We start from the raw sequence: 15,062 nt of genomic DNA, 5'->3' as shown, positions 1-15,062 counted from the left end.
GCTCCCACAGTTTCTGCGTCGGACACGAGATTTAGGCTTGGCGCGATCCTTGTGGGAGCCGCCTTGGTGCGGGCGGCGTTCCGACGAAAGCTGTTGCCCGAGCAACACCATCCAAAACATTTGTAACAGTTCTATCCTGTAAGACGATTCAGAGGGCGATGTAGGATCGCCTCCCGTATTGATTTCAGGACCCTCATGTCTCCTTCACTGGAACCTCCCAGTTGCCCCTCCTGTTCCTTGAACAGTGATGCCTTTCTCTCTATCCGTGGCGCCGCGTCGCGCTTCCCCTCGATGACGATCCCTGCTGCCGACCCGCGTTCACGTGTGTCGCGCTTTGCTGTGCCCGTTGTCTTGCCTCTGACAAGGAAACACTGACCCATGGAATGGCTTGCGGACCCCACAGCATGGCTTGGCCTGCTGACCCTGGTCGTGCTGGAACTGGTACTGGGTATCGATAACCTGGTGTTCATCGCCATCCTTGCCGACAAACTGCCACCGGAGCAGCGCGACCGCGCCCGTGTATTGGGCCTGTCGCTGGCGTTGATCATGCGCCTTGGCCTGCTGGCCAGTATTTCGTGGATGGTGACCCTGACCGAACCGCTGTTCGATGTCTTCGGCAAAAGCTTCTCCGGGCGTGATCTGATCATGCTGTTCGGCGGCATTTTCCTGCTGTTCAAGGCCACCATGGAGTTGCATGAACGACTGGAAGGCCAGGTCGCTCAACACTCGGGCAGCACGACGTATGCGCTGTTCTGGCCGATCGTCGCGCAGATCGTGGTACTCGATGCGGTGTTCTCGCTCGACGCTGTGATCACCGCCGTGGGCATGGTCGATGAACTGTCGGTGATGATGATCGCTGTGGTGTTCTCCATTGCCATCATGATCGTTGCCAGCAAGCCGCTGACGGCGTTCGTCAATGCCCACCCTACCGTGATCATGCTGTGTCTGGGCTTCTTGATGATGATCGGTTTCAGTCTGACCGCCGATGGCCTGGGTTTTCATATTCCCAAGGGCTACCTGTACGCGGCGATCGGTTTCTCGATCCTCATCGAGGTGTTCAACCAGATTGCCCGCTCGCGGCGCAAACGCAGCCTGAAAGGGAATTTGCCGCGTCGTGAACGGATGGCACATGCCGTGTTGCGTCTGTTGGGCGGCCGCAAGCCGGGTGTGGAAGAGGTGGGCGAGGACATCGTCGACATGCTGGAAGGCGACAGTGAAGAACCGGTGTTCGAGCGTCGCGAGCGGGTGATGATCAGTGGCGTGCTGCAACTGGCGCAGCGCCCGATTCGCACCGTGATGACCGCGCGCAACGACGTCGACATGATCGACTTGGCGGACGATGAAACACAGATCCGTCAGCAACTGATGGCGTCGTCCTACTCGCGTTTACCGCTGATCCGTAATGGCCGCGTGGAAGAGCCGTTGGGCTTCGTGCATAAAAAGGAACTTCTCAACGCCCTGCTGGCGGGCGCTGAACCCAACCTTGAGCACCTGACCCGCAACGCGATCAACCTGCTGGATAGCTTCTCGATTCTCAACGCGCTGGACCAGATGCGCGCCGAGTCGACGCACATTGCATTTGTGGTCAACGAGTTCGGCGATTTTGTCGGCATTCTGAGCATGACCGACATCTTGGAGTCCATTGCTGGTGAACTGCCGGATGCCAGTGAGGCCGAAGCGCCGGATCTGGTCGAGGAGGGGGAGGGTGTTTTGGCCAATGCCGCCATGAACCTGAGCCATCTGCGTGAGCGCATCGGTTTCAGGGCGCCTGCCAGTGATGAGTATCAAACCTTGGCAGGGCTGATCATGAGCCTGCTGGACCGTTTGCCGGTGGTCGGTGATCAGGTGCAGTGCGACGGTTGGGACCTGAAGGTGGTTCAGGTGCAAGAGCGGCGGGTGACGCAGGTGTTGTTGCGCAAGGCGGGCGTGTAACGACTTCGCTGCCCGCCCCGTTCCAATGTGGGAGTCGGCTTGCTGGCGAAAGCGGCGTGTCAGTCATTGATAGTTAACTGAAATATCGCGTTCGCCAGCAAGCCGGCTCCCACAGGTCGAGGTCAAACAAAGAGCCCTCCCTTGGTGCTCACTGCGTTATTACTTGGCAGCCACTTCGGGCGTTGGGTTTTCCTGCTTGGCGGTCTTCTCCATCACCGCAAAATCACTCAAACCTTTTTGAGCATACGGATCACCGATCAAGCGCGGACGTGCCACGAAGTCGAAGCTGACCAAACTCTTGGTAGTGTCCAGTTCATCGAAGCTCAGACCCGCCAGTTGCGCCCACGTGTGAATCAGGTTGGAGCTGCTATAGGGGCGGTTGTGGATGCTGTCAAAGTTCCAGTTGTGGGTTTCACGCCATTTGGGCGAGGCGTAGGCAATGAACGGCACGGTGTACATCGGAATCGTCGGTTTGGCCTCGTTGCGACCCAGGGTGTCATGGCCGGGTGAGTCGTAGACGTCTTCGCCGTGGTCCGACAGGTACAGCAGGAAGCCATTCGGGTCGGCCTTGCTGTAGGTCTTGATCAGGCTCGATACCACGAAATCGTTGTACAGCACCGCATTGTCGTAGCTGTTGTACAACTCAAGTTTGCTGTCGTCGATGGCTGCCGGGACGCCGTCACGCCCGGTGAATTTCTCGTATTCCTGCGGATACCGGTACTGATAGCTCATGTGCGTGCCCAGCAGGTGCACGACGATTAGCTTGCGCGGTGCTGCGTCGGTCAACGCCTTGGCGAACGGTTCCAGTACGTCGCCATCGTACTGGCGAGCGTTCTGGTTGCGGTTGTTGTTCAGGTACACCTGCTCGTCGGCCTGCTCGGAGAAGGTCGTGAGCATGGTATTGCGTTTGGTCATCGTCTGCTGGTTGGTGATCCAGAAGGTCTTGTAACCGGCCTGTTTCATCACGCTGACGATGGACGGGGTTTTCAGGTACAGGTCCGGGTTTTCTTCGTCGGCGAAGGTCAGTACCTGTTGCAATGCCTCGATGGTGTAGGGGCGCGGCGTGATGACATTGTTGAAGACCTGCAACTCGTCTTTCATCGCGTCCAGGTTTGGCGTCGTCTGCCGCGGGTAGCCATATAAATGCATGCGGCCACGGTTGGTCGATTCGCCGATCACCAGCACCAGCGTGGTCGGCAAGCCTGCCTGCTGGTCCTTGAGGTTTTTCAGCGGCGCGATGTTGCTGCTGGTGGTGAGCATGTCCTGCATGCTGTTCAATTGCTGGGTGTAGCGGTGATAGGCCACCAGCATTTGCCAGGGCACGGCGGGCTCGATGCGCGATTCGAAGGCTTCAAGGCCGGCTTCGGTCGTGTCGAAGCGAGACATTTGTTTGGCCAGCGGGTAGCCGACAATCGCCACCAACAACGCGGTTGCGGCGACCAGCGCGCGGCCTCGCGGCATGTACACCGGGCGCAGGCGGGTCCACAGGAAGATCGCGAATGCGGTATGGGCGACGAAGGCCAGAACGATCCACCAGGCGAAGTATTGGGTCATGTACTCGCCGGCTTCCGAGATGTTCGATTCGAACATGATGAAGATGACGCTTTGCGAGAACTCCTGCTGATAAATGAAGAAGTAACCCAGGCTGGCCATCGAGCAGGCCCACAGCACCACACCGATAACGGCGGCCATGATTCGGGTCTTGTTGGGGAACAGCAGCATCGGTGCCAGCCAGATGCCGCTCATCACGAATGCCTGACGGAACCCGGAGAAGCCGGTGATGCCGGTCAGTTGAATCAACAGTTGGGTGATGCCGGAAAAGTACCAGAAGAAGACGAACAGCCAGATCAGGCCAGTCCAGTCGAAGCCTTTCGGAGTCGTGGTGCTCCGTTTCGTTGTTGCCATCAGGCGCTCCCGCTATGGATCTTTCGGGCGACCCTTTGGCCGCCGCGTGGGTCGTAGAGCGCGAACTGCGTGGCTGGGCAGCTCAAGAGACGCTCTACAGAGGGGCGGGAGTATGTTTTTGGATACGTGAAAAAAACGTGAGCGCAGCGTGAGCGGTGTGTTGAAGGCCAGGAACGGCATGTGGCAAGGGGGGGCGGAACGATACCGGATATGTCGAGTCCGACAAGAAGTCGATCAACAGGTCAGAAAATTCGAGGCTGGGGAGGGAGATGTTGCAGAAGGGCAAGCCAGCGAATCAGGCTTGCCTCTCATTAGACACGGCGGGGGATCAATCAGGCCGGCAGCGCAGTGCCCTGGCTTGCGAGTTGAGCGTGTTGCAACATCAGCGTCAGTTGAGCGACCTTCTTGTGCAACTGGTCACGTTCTTCCTTGAGCTGGCGCAGCTCGTCGCGACGAACGGTAACGTACAAGGTCTGTGGAGCGTTTGCCGGTAGTACTGTGCCCATTGCTTCACCTCGCAAATGGCGGGATTCAACGTCTTAAGGTTCAAGCAATGCGGCATCGCTACACGACTTGCCTATGCTTCCTACCTTTGTCGGCGCGGATTCTGATTTCTTTTGACGCAAAAGGGAACTTTTTATTTTTGAATTGTCGCTAAGGTGCGCCTCCAGCGACGAACGGCGATTTAGAGCTGGTTAACGCACCAAGATGAAACTATTTTCACCGGGAAACCTTCGTTTGCCTCTCCGGACTAACCCAATAAGCGGCACTGGGCTATAAAATGAGGCACCCCTGTTTTCGATTTAAGGAGCACCTTTACATGCAACTCGGGATTGTTGGACTTGGCCGCATGGGCGGTAACATCGCGCGCCGACTGATGCTCGATGGCCACACCACAGTGGTCTACGACCGCGATGAGCAGTCTCGCACCGTGCTCGCCAACGAAGGTTCGACGCCAGCCAATGACCTCAAGTCACTGGTCGCTGCACTGGAGAAACCTCGTGCCGTCTGGGTCATGTTGCCCGCCGGCGCTCCTACGGAAGACACCATCAACGAACTCGCCGGAATGCTGGAGCCGGACGATGTGATCATTGACGGCGGCAACACTTACTACAAAGACGACATTCGTCGTTCGGTCGAACTGAAGGCCAGGAACCTGCACTACGTCGACGTCGGCACTTCCGGCGGCGTCTGGGGCCTGGAGCGTGGCTACTGCATGATGATCGGCGGTGAAACCGAAGTCGTCGATCGTCTCGACCCGCTGTTCAAGACCCTGGCCCCCGGCATCGGCAACATCCCGCGCACCAAAGATCGCGCGAAGGATGCTGACCCGCGCGCCGAACAAGGCTACATCCATGCAGGCCCGCCGGGTGCCGGTCACTTCGTCAAGATGATTCACAATGGTATCGAGTACGGCATGATGCAGGCCTTCGCCGAGGGCTTCGACATCCTCAAGACCAAGAACTCGGAAAGCCTGCCTGCCGACCAGCGTTTCGACCTGAACATGGGCGATATCGCCGAAGTCTGGCGTCGCGGCAGCGTGGTGTCGTCCTGGCTGCTGGACCTGACTGCTGACGCGCTGGCTACCGACCCACAACTCAACGCGTACTCCGGCTCCGTTGCCGACAGCGGCGAAGGTCGCTGGACCATCGAAGCGGCCATCGAACAGGCTGTGCCGGTTCCGGTACTGTCCAGCTCGCTGTTCGCGCGTTTCCGCTCCCGTCAACAAAGTACCTACGGCGACAAAATGCTCTCGGCCATGCGTTTCGGATTTGGTGGCCACAAAGAACCTAAATAAGGAAGCCTCCCCCATGGGTTTATCCCGCAGCAAGCAGAAAGCCCCGGTCGCCCCGGCGACCACGCTGTTCCTGTTCGGCGCCCACGGTGACCTGGTCAAGCGGTTGCTGATGCCAGCACTCTACAACCTGTTCCGTGACGGGCTGGTGGGTGAGGACCTGCACATCGTCGGCGTTGACCACAACACGGTCAGCGACGCCGAGTTCGCGCAGAAGCTGGAAGATTTCATTCGCAAAGAGGCGGCCAACAAGGTCGCCCAGGGTGGAGACGAGCCTCTGGACCCGGCGTTATGGGGCAGCCTGGCCAAGCGAATCACCTACATCACCGGGGATTTTCTCGACGACGGCACTTATACGGCCATCGACGAGAAAATCCAGAGTACCGGCACGCAAAACGCCGTGTTCTACCTGGCGACCGCGCCCCGCTTCTTCAGTGAAGTGACCAAACGGCTCGGCTCGTCGGGCCTGATGGTGGAAAGTGATGACTACTTTCGGCGCGTGGTGATCGAAAAGCCGTTCGGCCACGATCTGCCCAGTGCCGTGGCGCTGAACAACTGCTTGCTGAAGGTGATGAGCGAGAAACAGATCTACCGGATCGACCATTACCTGGGTAAGGAAACGGTGCAGAACATTCTGGTCAGCCGTTTCTCCAACGGGTTGTTCGAGTCGTTCTGGAACAATCACTACATCGATCATGTGCAGATCACCGCTGCTGAAACGGTGGGGGTCGAGACGCGAGGCAGTTTCTACGAAACCACGGGCGCGTTGCGGGACATGGTGCCCAATCATTTGTTCCAGTTGCTGGCGATGGTGGCGATGGAGCCACCCGCTGCGTTCGGCGCGGACGCGGTCCGGGGCGAGAAGGCCAAGGTCATTGGTGCCATCCGGCCCTGGTCGGAAATGGAGGCGTTGGCCAACTCGGTGCGCGGTCAATACACCGAGAGCACCATCAGCGGCAAGAGCGTTGCCGGATACCGTGAAGAGGACCGGGTGGCACCGGACAGCAACACGGAAACCTACGTGGCGCTAAAGGTGATGGTGGACAACTGGCGGTGGGTCGGCGTGCCGTTCTACCTGCGCACCGGCAAGCGCATGAGCGTGCGTGACACCGAGATTGCCATCTGTTTCAAGCCTGCGCCATACGCGCAATTTCGCGACACCGATGTGGATCGGGTGGAGCCCAATTTCCTGAAGATCCAGATTCAGCCCGATGAAGGTATGTGGTTCGACCTGCAGGCGAAAAAGCCGGGGCCGACCCTCGACATGCAAACCATCGAGCTGGGCTTTGCCTACAAGGATTTCTTCGAGATGCAGCCGTCGACCGGGTACGAAACCCTGATCTACGACTGTCTGACCGGGGATCAGACCCTGTTCCAGCGAGCCGACAACATCGAGAACGGCTGGCGTGCCGTTCAGCCGTTCATCGACGCCTGGGCCAAGGATCCGCATGTCGAATTCTACAAGGCGGGCGAAGACGGTCCGGTGGCGGCTGATGAGTTGCTGGCGCGGGATGGCTATCACTGGCAACGCCTGGGATGAGTGAAGCGTCGCAACCCCTCATCCGTTTCATGCTGTCCGACATCGATGGCACCTTGTTGCGCCCCGATCACAGCCTGAGCCAAGCCAACATCGAGGCGGTGCGCAGGCTGCGGGAGGCCGGGATTCACTTCTCGGTTGCCAGCAGTCGACCGCCGCGCGCCATGCGCCAGCAGATCGAAGCCCTGGGCATCGACCTGCCGACCGTAGGATTCAATGGTGCCAATATCGTCAATCCTGATGGCAGCCTGCTCAGGGCGCATCGCATCGACGCTGCTGCGGCGCGCACCAGCCTAGAGCTGTTCGCCGCAGAAGAGGTCTCGGTGTGGGTGTTCGCCGACGATCAGTGGCTGCTGCTCGACCCCCAAGGGGATTATGTCGAGCATGAACGCCATACCCTGGGTTATGACTTCGTGCAGGTCACGCATTTCGATGAGTACATCGAACGCATCGACAAGATCGTCGCCGCCAGCAAGAACTTCGAGCTGCTCAAGCGTCTGGAGAGCCGACTCAACCCGCTGATCGCCGACACCGCACGGGCGGCTCGCTCTCAGTCCTACTACCTCGACGTGACGGCGCTGGATGCCAACAAGGGTTCTGCGCTGGCGACGATCGCCGAGGCGCTGGGTGTTCCTCTGGCGCAAACCGCTGCCATTGGCGATGCGGGCAACGATGTGGCGATGTTTCTGCGCGCGGGGTTGTCGATTGCAATGGGGCAGGCGGAGACCGTGGTCAAAACCCAGGCCCATTACGTCACCGGCAGCAATCTGGAGGATGGGCTGGCCACGGCCATCGGCCGTTACATTTTGCCGCGCTGAGCGGGCAATGCCTTTGTATACACCAGGAGGTCACATCACCCCATGGCTGTATTGATTGAGGATTACGCGCTGCTCGGCAATTGCCGCACTGCAGCGCTGGTGGCCCGCGATGGGTCGCTGGACTGGTTGTGTTTTCCGCGCTTTGACGCCCCTGCCTGTTTCGCCGCCTTGTTGGGCGACAGCGACAACGGTCGCTGGAAGATCGCACCCACAGACGCGCAGTACGAGTCTAGACGCCAATACCGTGACGGTACGCTGATTCTGGAAACCCTCGTCACCACGGATTCTGGTCGCGCGATGCTGCTGGATTTCATGCCCATGGACGTCGAAAACAGTGTGGTCCGAATCATCGTAGGTCTGGAAGGGCGCGTGGCGTTTTCCATGGACCTGGCGATCCGCTTCGACTACGGCAGCACCGTGCCGTGGGTGGAAAAACGTGAGCCTCACACCCTGACCGCTGTGGCCGGGCCTGACATGCTGGTGCTGCGCACGCCCACCGAATTGCACCCGATGGACCATCACACCGAAAGCCGTTTCACCGTCGAGGCGGGCCAGCGATTGGGATTTGCGTTGGGCTGGCAAGCGTCCCATGAGCCGGTGCACGAGGCGTTCGACATCGAGCAGGCGCTTCAGCAGACGGAGGTCTTCTGGCGCGAGTTCTCTGATCGCTGCCCGGACGTTGGCCCTTGGAGCGATCAGGTCAAGCGTTCCCTGATCACCCTCAAGGCCATGACCTACGCGCCCACCGGTGGCATTGTTGCCGCCGTCACGACGTCGCTGCCGGAACAGCTAGGTGGGGAGCGCAACTGGGATTACCGCTTCTGCTGGCTGCGCGACGCGACCATGACGTTGCTGGCGTTCATGAACCTGGGTTACTACGAAGAAGCGACGGCGTGGCGTAACTGGCTGTTGCGCTCTGTGGCCGGGAATCCTGAGCAAGTGCAGATCATGTACGGTCTGGGGGGCGAGCGGCGCTTGCCTGAGTATCAACTGCCTTGGCTGAGCGGTTATGAGCATTCCAGCCCGGTGCGAATTGGCAACGCGGCTGCCACTCAGATGCAACTGGACGTTTACGGAGAAGTGGCCGACGCCATGACCCAGGCCCTGAAAAGTGGCCTGCCGCGTTTGCCCCGCAGCACGGAAATTCAGAAAGTCATCATGCCGTTTCTGGAAAGTGTCTGGCATTTGCCGGATGCCGGAATCTGGGAGATCCGCTCTGAACCTCGGCACTTCACCCATTCCAAGGTCATGGCCTGGGTCTCGTTTGATCGCAACGCCGGGGTGCTTGTGCGCAGTGACAACCCGCAAGAGCGCGAGCGAGGGCGGCACTACCGGCAAATAGCCGACGACATTCATGCCGACGTCTGTGCTCATGGGTACGACGCGGAGTTGGGAAGCTTCGTCCAGACCTATGGCGGCAAGGCGTTGGATGCGAGTCTGTTGCAGATTGCCCTGACCGGGTTTCTGCCAGTGGATGATCCACGGGTCACCGGCACGGTGGCGCAGATTGAAAAAACGCTGATGCAGGACGGCTTGTTATTGCGCTACGACAGCGAGCGCAGCGTCGATGGCGTGTCGGGCAGCGAAGGGACGTTTCTGGTGTGCTCGTTCTGGCTGGCGGATGTGTACGTGCTGCAAGGTCGGGAGCAGGAGGCCAGTGACCTGTTCGACCGGTTGTGCGGCTTGTGCAACGACGTCGGTTTGCTCGCCGAACAATACGACCCTCGCGCCGGCCGCATGCTGGGCAATTTCCCGCAAGCCTTCAGCCACATCGGCATCATCAACACCGCGCTGAACCTGCACCGGGTGGTGTGCCCGGTGAAAGCTCGGGCGGCGCAGAGCGCACAAGATTGAGGTTCACAAAAACTTTTCGTACAGAGCCTGACTTGTGGGAGCGTCACCGCTGGAGTGGGGCCGGGACCGAGTGCGTTCAACCCGCCTTGCGAAAGGTGAAGTTGATCCGCTGCTCACCCAGCTGCGGATGCTCGGCCTGCCTGATCGGCATCACACCGTGATAGCGCAAGCGATCCTCACCGCCCCAGACCACGACATCGCCATGAAACAGCGGCACGCGCTGCGTGGCATCGCTACGCGCATGGCCGCCAAAGAGAAACATTGCGGCAATGCCCAGCGACACCGATACGACCGGCCATTGATAATCCCGCTCGTCCCTGTCCTGATGCAGCGCCAGTTTTGCGCCTGGAATGTAGCGGTTGATCAAACAGGCATCGGGGATGAAATTCTTGAAGCCTGCCGCTTCTGCCGCGCTGTGCGCCAATTCGAGGAAGACTGCGGGCATTTCGGGCCAAGGCAGGCTCGTGTGTGGATCGGTGGGAGAATAGTGATAGCCGTTGCGGTCGGTGGTCCAGCCAAAGCGCCCGCAACTGCTCAGTGCCACTGACATGGTGTGGCCTCCCGGCGTGACCATGTGACGGAAAGGGGCGCGGGTCAGGACCGATTCCAGCGCAGGCAGCAAACGGTCCACCCAGGACAAGGCAAAGCCGCGATAGACGAACGATTGAGGGCCGATCCGCTCAGCCGCCGAGGGTTGCGCTGCCTCGTCGGCGAACAGGTCGGGCGTCGTGGGTGTTGTGCCTATACGTCGCATCATTGCGCTGGAAAACCGGCTCAGAGTGCCTTGCTGACTTTCACATCGCTGATGACATCGTCGCTGCCACTGTGCATTTTCTGCAGCGCGGCGAGGGCTTCTTCAGCGGAAGGGGATTGCAAGAGCGCGAACTCGAAGCGGCGCTCGCCGTTGAGCTTGTAGCTGATGGCGTATTTGACGGTCGGGGTCGACGGAGTCATGAACATTTCCTTAAAAACGATCGGGGCAGGGCGCACAATACGAAACCTTGACGCCTGCCGCTGTTGAATGGGGATCAGCTCAGGCGCGACGCGGTGCGGCGAACGATCTTGATCGAATGGGTGAAGGTGGTCTTGCGGCCACCATGGCTGTCCATCTTGCGACCGGCCGTGTCGATGGTGATGTTCCAGAAACCGCTGCTGGGCACTGTGATCTTGGCTGGAAAGCGATCGAAGGCGCCACCGTGATAGGTGTGACGCCCGCCATTTTTGAAGCTGCGGAAATTCGCGTCGCTCATCAGACGGATGTTGCAGAGCTGGGAGCACTCGATGACGACCATATCATCTTCATTGAGGTGCTCGCGCTGGTGTACGAATTTCATGGGTGTCTCCGGGAAACGGGCATGCTTGAAAATCCGAAACGATATCATGACGCGCCCCGGCATTGATCGCCGCCCGGGCTTTTATTACAACGACGGCGCTGAAAAAAGGTGGCGCCCGGGGATCTAATCCCGGCGAAGCCTGTCGTAGCACCTTTACTGGAGGGATTGTATGAAACGGGCTGTTGTTGTTTTGGCATTGGCGATGAGTGGTTGCGCCAGCGTGGCGGACATCGAGCATACGCCAGCGACCATGAACGTGATGTCGGGTAAAAATCCGCAGGAGTATGCCGAATGTTTCGTCGCCAGAATCGCTGATAGCCGCAAGCCTCCGCAGGTCGAACCTCATCGAGAGGGGTTGCGGGTCATCGTTCCTCAGAAATTTTCCAGCGGCACGCCTACCGCGGTCGTCGTCATCGAGAAGCGCTCAGGCGGCAGTTCAATCCGGCTGTTCGAGAGTGGCGGTAACAATCCTTTGCGGCCCAAGGACATTCAGCACGCGGTGACCGCGTGCATTTCCGGTGAGTGAGTCAACGACTATTTGCACACGACCAGCACGCTGCGCGTCTTGTAATTGCCCACGTCCACGCCCAGGGTTTTGTCCGACTCCTTGGGTTGCGGGGTGCCGTTGGTGCTGACGATGTTGTAGCCAGTGCCTGCGCAGGAGGCGTCGGCCTTCTCGTAGCAGGCGGCCCAGGACATGGCTTCGCCCGAGCAGTCGATGCTCAGTGCCTGTTGGCCGTCCTTCAGGTAGGTGTTTTGCGCGGTGGCGCAGCCAGTCAGGCCCAGTATGGCGATGATGGACAAAATCTTGGTCATTTTCGGATGCTTCGCGGTGAGGGGCCGGGTTGAATGATCAGCTCTTCTCAGACTGAGCGGCTGTGCCATCGTTCCGGCATCATTGAAACATTTTTCATGCGGTGAAGCGTTCAAGCTCCGGTGGCCCGGCGCTTGAACAGAGATCCGTCAGGATTTTTTGTCGCTGCGTCCACGGGGCGCCGGTGTGTCTTCGAACACGGCTGCCACTTCACAGGCCAGGCTTTCACTCGGGAAGGGACCTGCGACCGCTTCGCTGTCATGGCCCACCAGCCACCACTGGCCATCCTGCAATTTCTTGATCTGATACCCGTTTACAACTTTGACTTCCGCCATCGACCTGTCTCGATTATTGATTCAAGTCAGCATGATACGGGGTGTGCGTATTATTTTTCCACGCAAAGGCCCGCAAACGAATGAACGCGACTACGCTTGGTTCTGTCATTGCGCGGACGTTTTGGGGAATGGGATGACCCCTCACGAGTGATGCTTCTGACAGCTAGCGGATACCAGTCTTACAACCGTTTGCGCGTGTCCGGAGGGTCACGTGGGAATGTTCGGTGGTCGCAATGTCGGAAATCGTGCGGAACTAACTGCGCAACTATTCCTCTACCCACTCAGCGAACGGCCAGTGGCGGGGGCATTGTAAGGTGATCGCCTCCTGATTAGACTGCGCCGCAACACCCCAAGCCCCATCAAGGACTTATATGATCAAGAAATGCTTGTTCCCTGCAGCCGGTTACGGCACTCGCTTCTTGCCAGCGACCAAAGCCATGCCCAAAGAGATGCTGGCAGTTGTCAACAAGCCGCTGATCCAGTACGGCGTGGAAGAAGCGCTGACTGCGGGTCTGAACGAAATCTCCATCGTGACGGGTCGTGGCAAACGTGCACTGGAAGACCATTTCGACATCAGCTACGAGCTGGAGCATCAGATCAAGGGTACCGACAAGGAGAAATACCTGGTCGGCATTCGTCAACTGATCGATGAGTGCAGCTTTTCCTATACCCGTCAGACCGAAATGAAAGGTCTGGGGCATGCCATTCTCAGCGGTCGCCCTCTGATCGGCGACGAGCCGTTCGCGGTTGTATTGGCGGACGACCTGTGTGTGAACCTCGAGGGTGATGGCGTTCTGGCGCAGATGGTTGAGTTGTACAAAAAGTACAAATGCTCGATCGTGGCGATTCAAGAAGTCGACCCGAATGAAACCAACAAGTACGGTGTCATTGCCGGTGAAGAAATCAAGCCAGGGCTGATCCGTGTTTCTCACATGGTCGAGAAGCCGAAGCCTGAGAATGCGCCCTCTAACCTTGCGATCATCGGTCGTTACATCCTGACGCCAGACATCTTCAAGTTGATCGAAGAGACCGAGCCAGGCAAGGGCGGCGAGATTCAGATCACTGACGCCCTCATGAAACAAGCGGCCAAGGGTGACGTGTTGGCCTACAAGTTCAAGGGGCAGCGGTTTGACTGCGGTAGCGCCGAAGGTTACGTCGAGGCGACCAATTTTTGTTTCGAGCATTTTTACAAAACAGGTACATCGCTGGATCCGGTGTCTGCACCGCACAAAGCCAAGTAACTGCATCGCAGCACAAGGCCACCTTCGGGTGGCTTTGTCGTTTCAGGGTGCAAGCCCTTGCCCGGCGCGCTGAAGCGGTTATGCTAGCCCTCCTGCCAAGGAGACAGACATGACCTACGACTACGACCTTTTCGTTATTGGTGCCGGATCCGGTGGTGTGCGCGCCGCTCGATTTTCAGCGGGCTTTGGCGCCCGTGTTGCCGTCGCCGAAAGCCGCTATCTGGGAGGCACCTGTGTCAACGTTGGCTGTGTGCCCAAGAAGCTGCTGGTCTACGGTGCGCATTTCTCCGAGGATTTCGAAAATGCCCGGTCGTTCGGCTGGACGGTGGGAGAGACGGAATTCGACTGGTCACGCCTGATCGCCAACAAGAATCAGGAAATCAGTCGCCTGAACGGCATCTACCGCAACCTGCTGAACAACAGCGGTGTGACCCTGATGGAAGGGCATGCGAAATTGCGCGGCCCTCATGAAGTGGAAATCAACGGCCAGGTGCATACCGCCGAGCACATCATGATCGCCACCGGTGGGTGGCCACAGATTCCGGACATCCCTGGTCGTGAGCACGCGATCACGTCCAACGAAGCGTTTTTCCTCAAGACACTGCCCAAGCGGGTCGTGGTGGTGGGCGGTGGCTACATCGCGGTCGAATTCGCCTCGATCTTCAACGGCATGGGCAGCGACGTTACCTTGATGTACCGCGGCGAGCTGTTCCTTCGCGGGTTCGACGGCACCGTGCGCGAACATTTGCGTGACGAACTGACCAAGCACGGCCTGAAACTGCAGTTCAACGCGCAGATCGAGAAGATCGAAAAGCGCGCCGACGGCACCCTCGACCTGACCCTCAACGACGGCAGTGCGTTCAACACTGATTGCGTGTTCTATGCGACCGGGCGTCGCCCCATGCTCGACAACCTGGGCATGGAAACGGTCAGTGTCGACCTCGACGACAAGGGGTTCATCAAGGTCGATGGTAACTACCAGACCAGCGAACCGTCGATCATCGCCATCGGCGATGTCATCGGGCGTGTACAGCTGACGCCTGTCGCGCTGGCAGAGGGCATGGCTGTGGCGCGGCGGTTGTTCAAGCCCGAAGAGTATCGCCCGGTGGATTACAACCATATTCCGACGGCGGTGTTCAGCCTGCCCAATATCGGCACGGTGGGGTTGACGGAGGAAGAGGCGAAGAAGGGCGGTTACGAGGTGCAAATCTTCGAAAGTCGCTTCCGCCCAATGAAACTGACCCTGACCGACAATCAGGAGCGCACCTTGATGAAGCTGGTGGTCGACGGCAAGACCGACCGTGTGCTGGGCTGTCACATGGTGGGGCCTGACGCGGGGGAAATCATTCAGAGCATGGCCATCGCGATCAAGGCGGGCGCTACCAAGCGCGTATTCGACGACACCATCGGTGTACACCCGACCGCGGCGGAAGAGTTCGTCACGATGCGTACCGTGACGCGCTGACCATTGATACCGCCCCCACGGAAGGGGGCGGT

The 15,062-nt window shown here is 59.0% G+C and carries 15 protein-coding genes; 8 read left to right on the top strand and 7 right to left on the bottom strand.

Translation table 11 applies throughout. The annotated features are described in order from the left end of the window. Positions 1 to 378 precede the first annotated feature (378 nt). Positions 379 to 1,932, top strand: a complete 1,554-nt coding sequence (locus ACI5GA_RS03180) for a TerC family protein (protein WP_404632477.1) — start codon at positions 379 to 381, stop codon at positions 1,930 to 1,932. Positions 1,933 to 2,091: 159 nt separating this feature from the next. Here ACI5GA_RS03180 and ACI5GA_RS03175 read toward each other — a convergent pair whose 3' ends face one another. Further along, the gene (locus ACI5GA_RS03175) at positions 2,092 to 3,837 is read right to left on the bottom strand and encodes a phosphoethanolamine transferase CptA (protein WP_404632475.1); all 1,746 of its coding nucleotides are present in this window, start codon (positions 3,835 to 3,837) and stop codon (positions 2,092 to 2,094) included. Between the two features lie 332 nt (positions 3,838 to 4,169). Beyond that, positions 4,170 to 4,343: a DUF6026 family protein gene (locus tag ACI5GA_RS03170; protein WP_404632473.1), complete on the bottom strand. Its 174-nt coding sequence runs from the start codon at positions 4,341 to 4,343 to the stop codon at positions 4,170 to 4,172. A 314-nt stretch (positions 4,344 to 4,657) separates the two neighbouring features. Between ACI5GA_RS03170 and gnd the strand changes: the two genes are divergently transcribed. Genes gnd through ACI5GA_RS03150 form a run of 4 tightly spaced genes read left to right on the top strand, consistent with a single transcriptional unit; the run spans position 4,658 to position 9,841 of the window. After that, entirely contained in the window at positions 4,658 to 5,635 is a 978-nt protein-coding gene (gene gnd, locus ACI5GA_RS03165) for a phosphogluconate dehydrogenase (NAD(+)-dependent, decarboxylating) (protein ID WP_404632471.1), read from the top strand. A gap of 13 nt (positions 5,636 to 5,648) precedes the next feature. Continuing rightward, a complete protein-coding gene (zwf, locus tag ACI5GA_RS03160; protein WP_421421670.1) occupies positions 5,649 to 7,172 on the top strand; it encodes a glucose-6-phosphate dehydrogenase in 1,524 nt (507 codons plus the stop codon). Further along, positions 7,169 to 7,987, top strand: a complete 819-nt coding sequence (locus tag ACI5GA_RS03155) for an HAD family hydrolase (protein ID WP_421421669.1) — start codon at positions 7,169 to 7,171, stop codon at positions 7,985 to 7,987. The genes zwf and ACI5GA_RS03155 overlap by 4 nt, the downstream gene beginning before the upstream one ends. Before the next feature lie 42 nt (positions 7,988 to 8,029). Further along, positions 8,030 to 9,841: a glycoside hydrolase family 15 protein gene (locus tag ACI5GA_RS03150; protein ID WP_421421666.1), complete on the top strand. Its 1,812-nt coding sequence runs from the start codon at positions 8,030 to 8,032 to the stop codon at positions 9,839 to 9,841. Between the two features lie 76 nt (positions 9,842 to 9,917). On the opposite strand, the gene alkB is transcribed toward ACI5GA_RS03150, so the two are convergent. From alkB to ACI5GA_RS03135, 3 genes are all read right to left on the bottom strand, one after another. After that, the gene (gene alkB / locus ACI5GA_RS03145) at positions 9,918 to 10,595 is read right to left on the bottom strand and encodes a DNA oxidative demethylase AlkB (RefSeq protein ID WP_421425429.1); all 678 of its coding nucleotides are present in this window, start codon (positions 10,593 to 10,595) and stop codon (positions 9,918 to 9,920) included. Positions 10,596 to 10,615: 20 nt separating this feature from the next. After that, positions 10,616 to 10,795: a hypothetical protein gene (locus tag ACI5GA_RS03140; RefSeq protein WP_404632463.1), complete on the bottom strand. Its 180-nt coding sequence runs from the start codon at positions 10,793 to 10,795 to the stop codon at positions 10,616 to 10,618. Positions 10,796 to 10,869: 74 nt separating this feature from the next. Beyond that, a complete protein-coding gene (locus ACI5GA_RS03135; RefSeq protein ID WP_404632461.1) occupies positions 10,870 to 11,175 on the bottom strand; it encodes a DUF1883 domain-containing protein in 306 nt (101 codons plus the stop codon). Between the two features lie 169 nt (positions 11,176 to 11,344). Between ACI5GA_RS03135 and ACI5GA_RS03130 the strand changes: the two genes are divergently transcribed. Next, complete coding sequence (locus ACI5GA_RS03130; RefSeq protein ID WP_404632459.1) at positions 11,345 to 11,701, top strand: hypothetical protein; 357 nt, start codon at positions 11,345 to 11,347, stop codon at positions 11,699 to 11,701. 8 nt (positions 11,702 to 11,709) lie between these two features. Here the strand turns inward: ACI5GA_RS03130 and ACI5GA_RS03125 are convergent, their stop codons facing one another. Further along, positions 11,710 to 11,991 (bottom strand): hypothetical protein, encoded by a 282-nt coding sequence (locus ACI5GA_RS03125; RefSeq protein WP_421421664.1) that lies wholly within the window; start codon positions 11,989 to 11,991, stop codon positions 11,710 to 11,712. Between the two features lie 147 nt (positions 11,992 to 12,138). Beyond that, positions 12,139 to 12,324, bottom strand: a complete 186-nt coding sequence (locus tag ACI5GA_RS03120; RefSeq protein ID WP_404632455.1) for a hypothetical protein — start codon at positions 12,322 to 12,324, stop codon at positions 12,139 to 12,141. A gap of 371 nt (positions 12,325 to 12,695) precedes the next feature. Here ACI5GA_RS03120 and galU point away from each other — a divergent pair, with 371 nt between their 5' ends. Both galU and gorA read left to right on the top strand, forming a co-directional pair. Continuing rightward, entirely contained in the window at positions 12,696 to 13,565 is an 870-nt protein-coding gene (galU, locus tag ACI5GA_RS03115; protein ID WP_404632453.1) for a UTP--glucose-1-phosphate uridylyltransferase GalU, read from the top strand. A gap of 109 nt (positions 13,566 to 13,674) precedes the next feature. After that, entirely contained in the window at positions 13,675 to 15,030 is a 1,356-nt protein-coding gene (gorA, locus tag ACI5GA_RS03110) for a glutathione-disulfide reductase (RefSeq protein WP_404632451.1), read from the top strand. Positions 15,031 to 15,062 lie beyond the last annotated feature (32 nt).

Origin of the sequence: Pseudomonas sp. Pseu.R1 (assembly GCF_045764065.1) — a bacterium.
Classification (GTDB): Bacteria; Pseudomonadota; Gammaproteobacteria; order Pseudomonadales; family Pseudomonadaceae; genus Aquipseudomonas.
This window is presented reverse-complemented; position numbering and strand designations above follow the sequence as displayed.

Bases quoted from the DNA above. Each gene is read 5' to 3' on its own strand.
- ACI5GA_RS03155 (WP_421421669.1), top strand. From the start codon at position 7,169: ATGAGTGAAGCGTCGCAACCCCTCATCCGTTTCATGCTGTCCGACATC.
- ACI5GA_RS03140 (WP_404632463.1), bottom strand. From the start codon at position 10,795: ATGACTCCGTCGACCCCGACCGTCAAATACGCCATCAGCTACAAGCTC.
- ACI5GA_RS03130 (WP_404632459.1), top strand. From the start codon at position 11,345: ATGAAACGGGCTGTTGTTGTTTTGGCATTGGCGATGAGTGGTTGCGCC.
- alkB (WP_421425429.1), bottom strand. From the start codon at position 10,595: ATGCGACGTATAGGCACAACACCCACGACGCCCGACCTGTTCGCCGAC.
- gnd (WP_404632471.1), top strand. From the start codon at position 4,658: ATGCAACTCGGGATTGTTGGACTTGGCCGCATGGGCGGTAACATCGCG.
- gorA (WP_404632451.1), top strand. From the start codon at position 13,675: ATGACCTACGACTACGACCTTTTCGTTATTGGTGCCGGATCCGGTGGT.
- ACI5GA_RS03180 (WP_404632477.1), top strand. From the start codon at position 379: ATGGAATGGCTTGCGGACCCCACAGCATGGCTTGGCCTGCTGACCCTG.
- ACI5GA_RS03170 (WP_404632473.1), bottom strand. From the start codon at position 4,343: ATGGGCACAGTACTACCGGCAAACGCTCCACAGACCTTGTACGTTACC.
- zwf (WP_421421670.1), top strand. From the start codon at position 5,649: ATGGGTTTATCCCGCAGCAAGCAGAAAGCCCCGGTCGCCCCGGCGACC.
- galU (WP_404632453.1), top strand. From the start codon at position 12,696: ATGATCAAGAAATGCTTGTTCCCTGCAGCCGGTTACGGCACTCGCTTC.
- ACI5GA_RS03125 (WP_421421664.1), bottom strand. From the start codon at position 11,991: ATGACCAAGATTTTGTCCATCATCGCCATACTGGGCCTGACTGGCTGC.
- ACI5GA_RS03175 (WP_404632475.1), bottom strand. From the start codon at position 3,837: ATGGCAACAACGAAACGGAGCACCACGACTCCGAAAGGCTTCGACTGG.
- ACI5GA_RS03150 (WP_421421666.1), top strand. From the start codon at position 8,030: ATGGCTGTATTGATTGAGGATTACGCGCTGCTCGGCAATTGCCGCACT.
- ACI5GA_RS03135 (WP_404632461.1), bottom strand. From the start codon at position 11,175: ATGAAATTCGTACACCAGCGCGAGCACCTCAATGAAGATGATATGGTC.
- ACI5GA_RS03120 (WP_404632455.1), bottom strand. From the start codon at position 12,324: ATGGCGGAAGTCAAAGTTGTAAACGGGTATCAGATCAAGAAATTGCAG.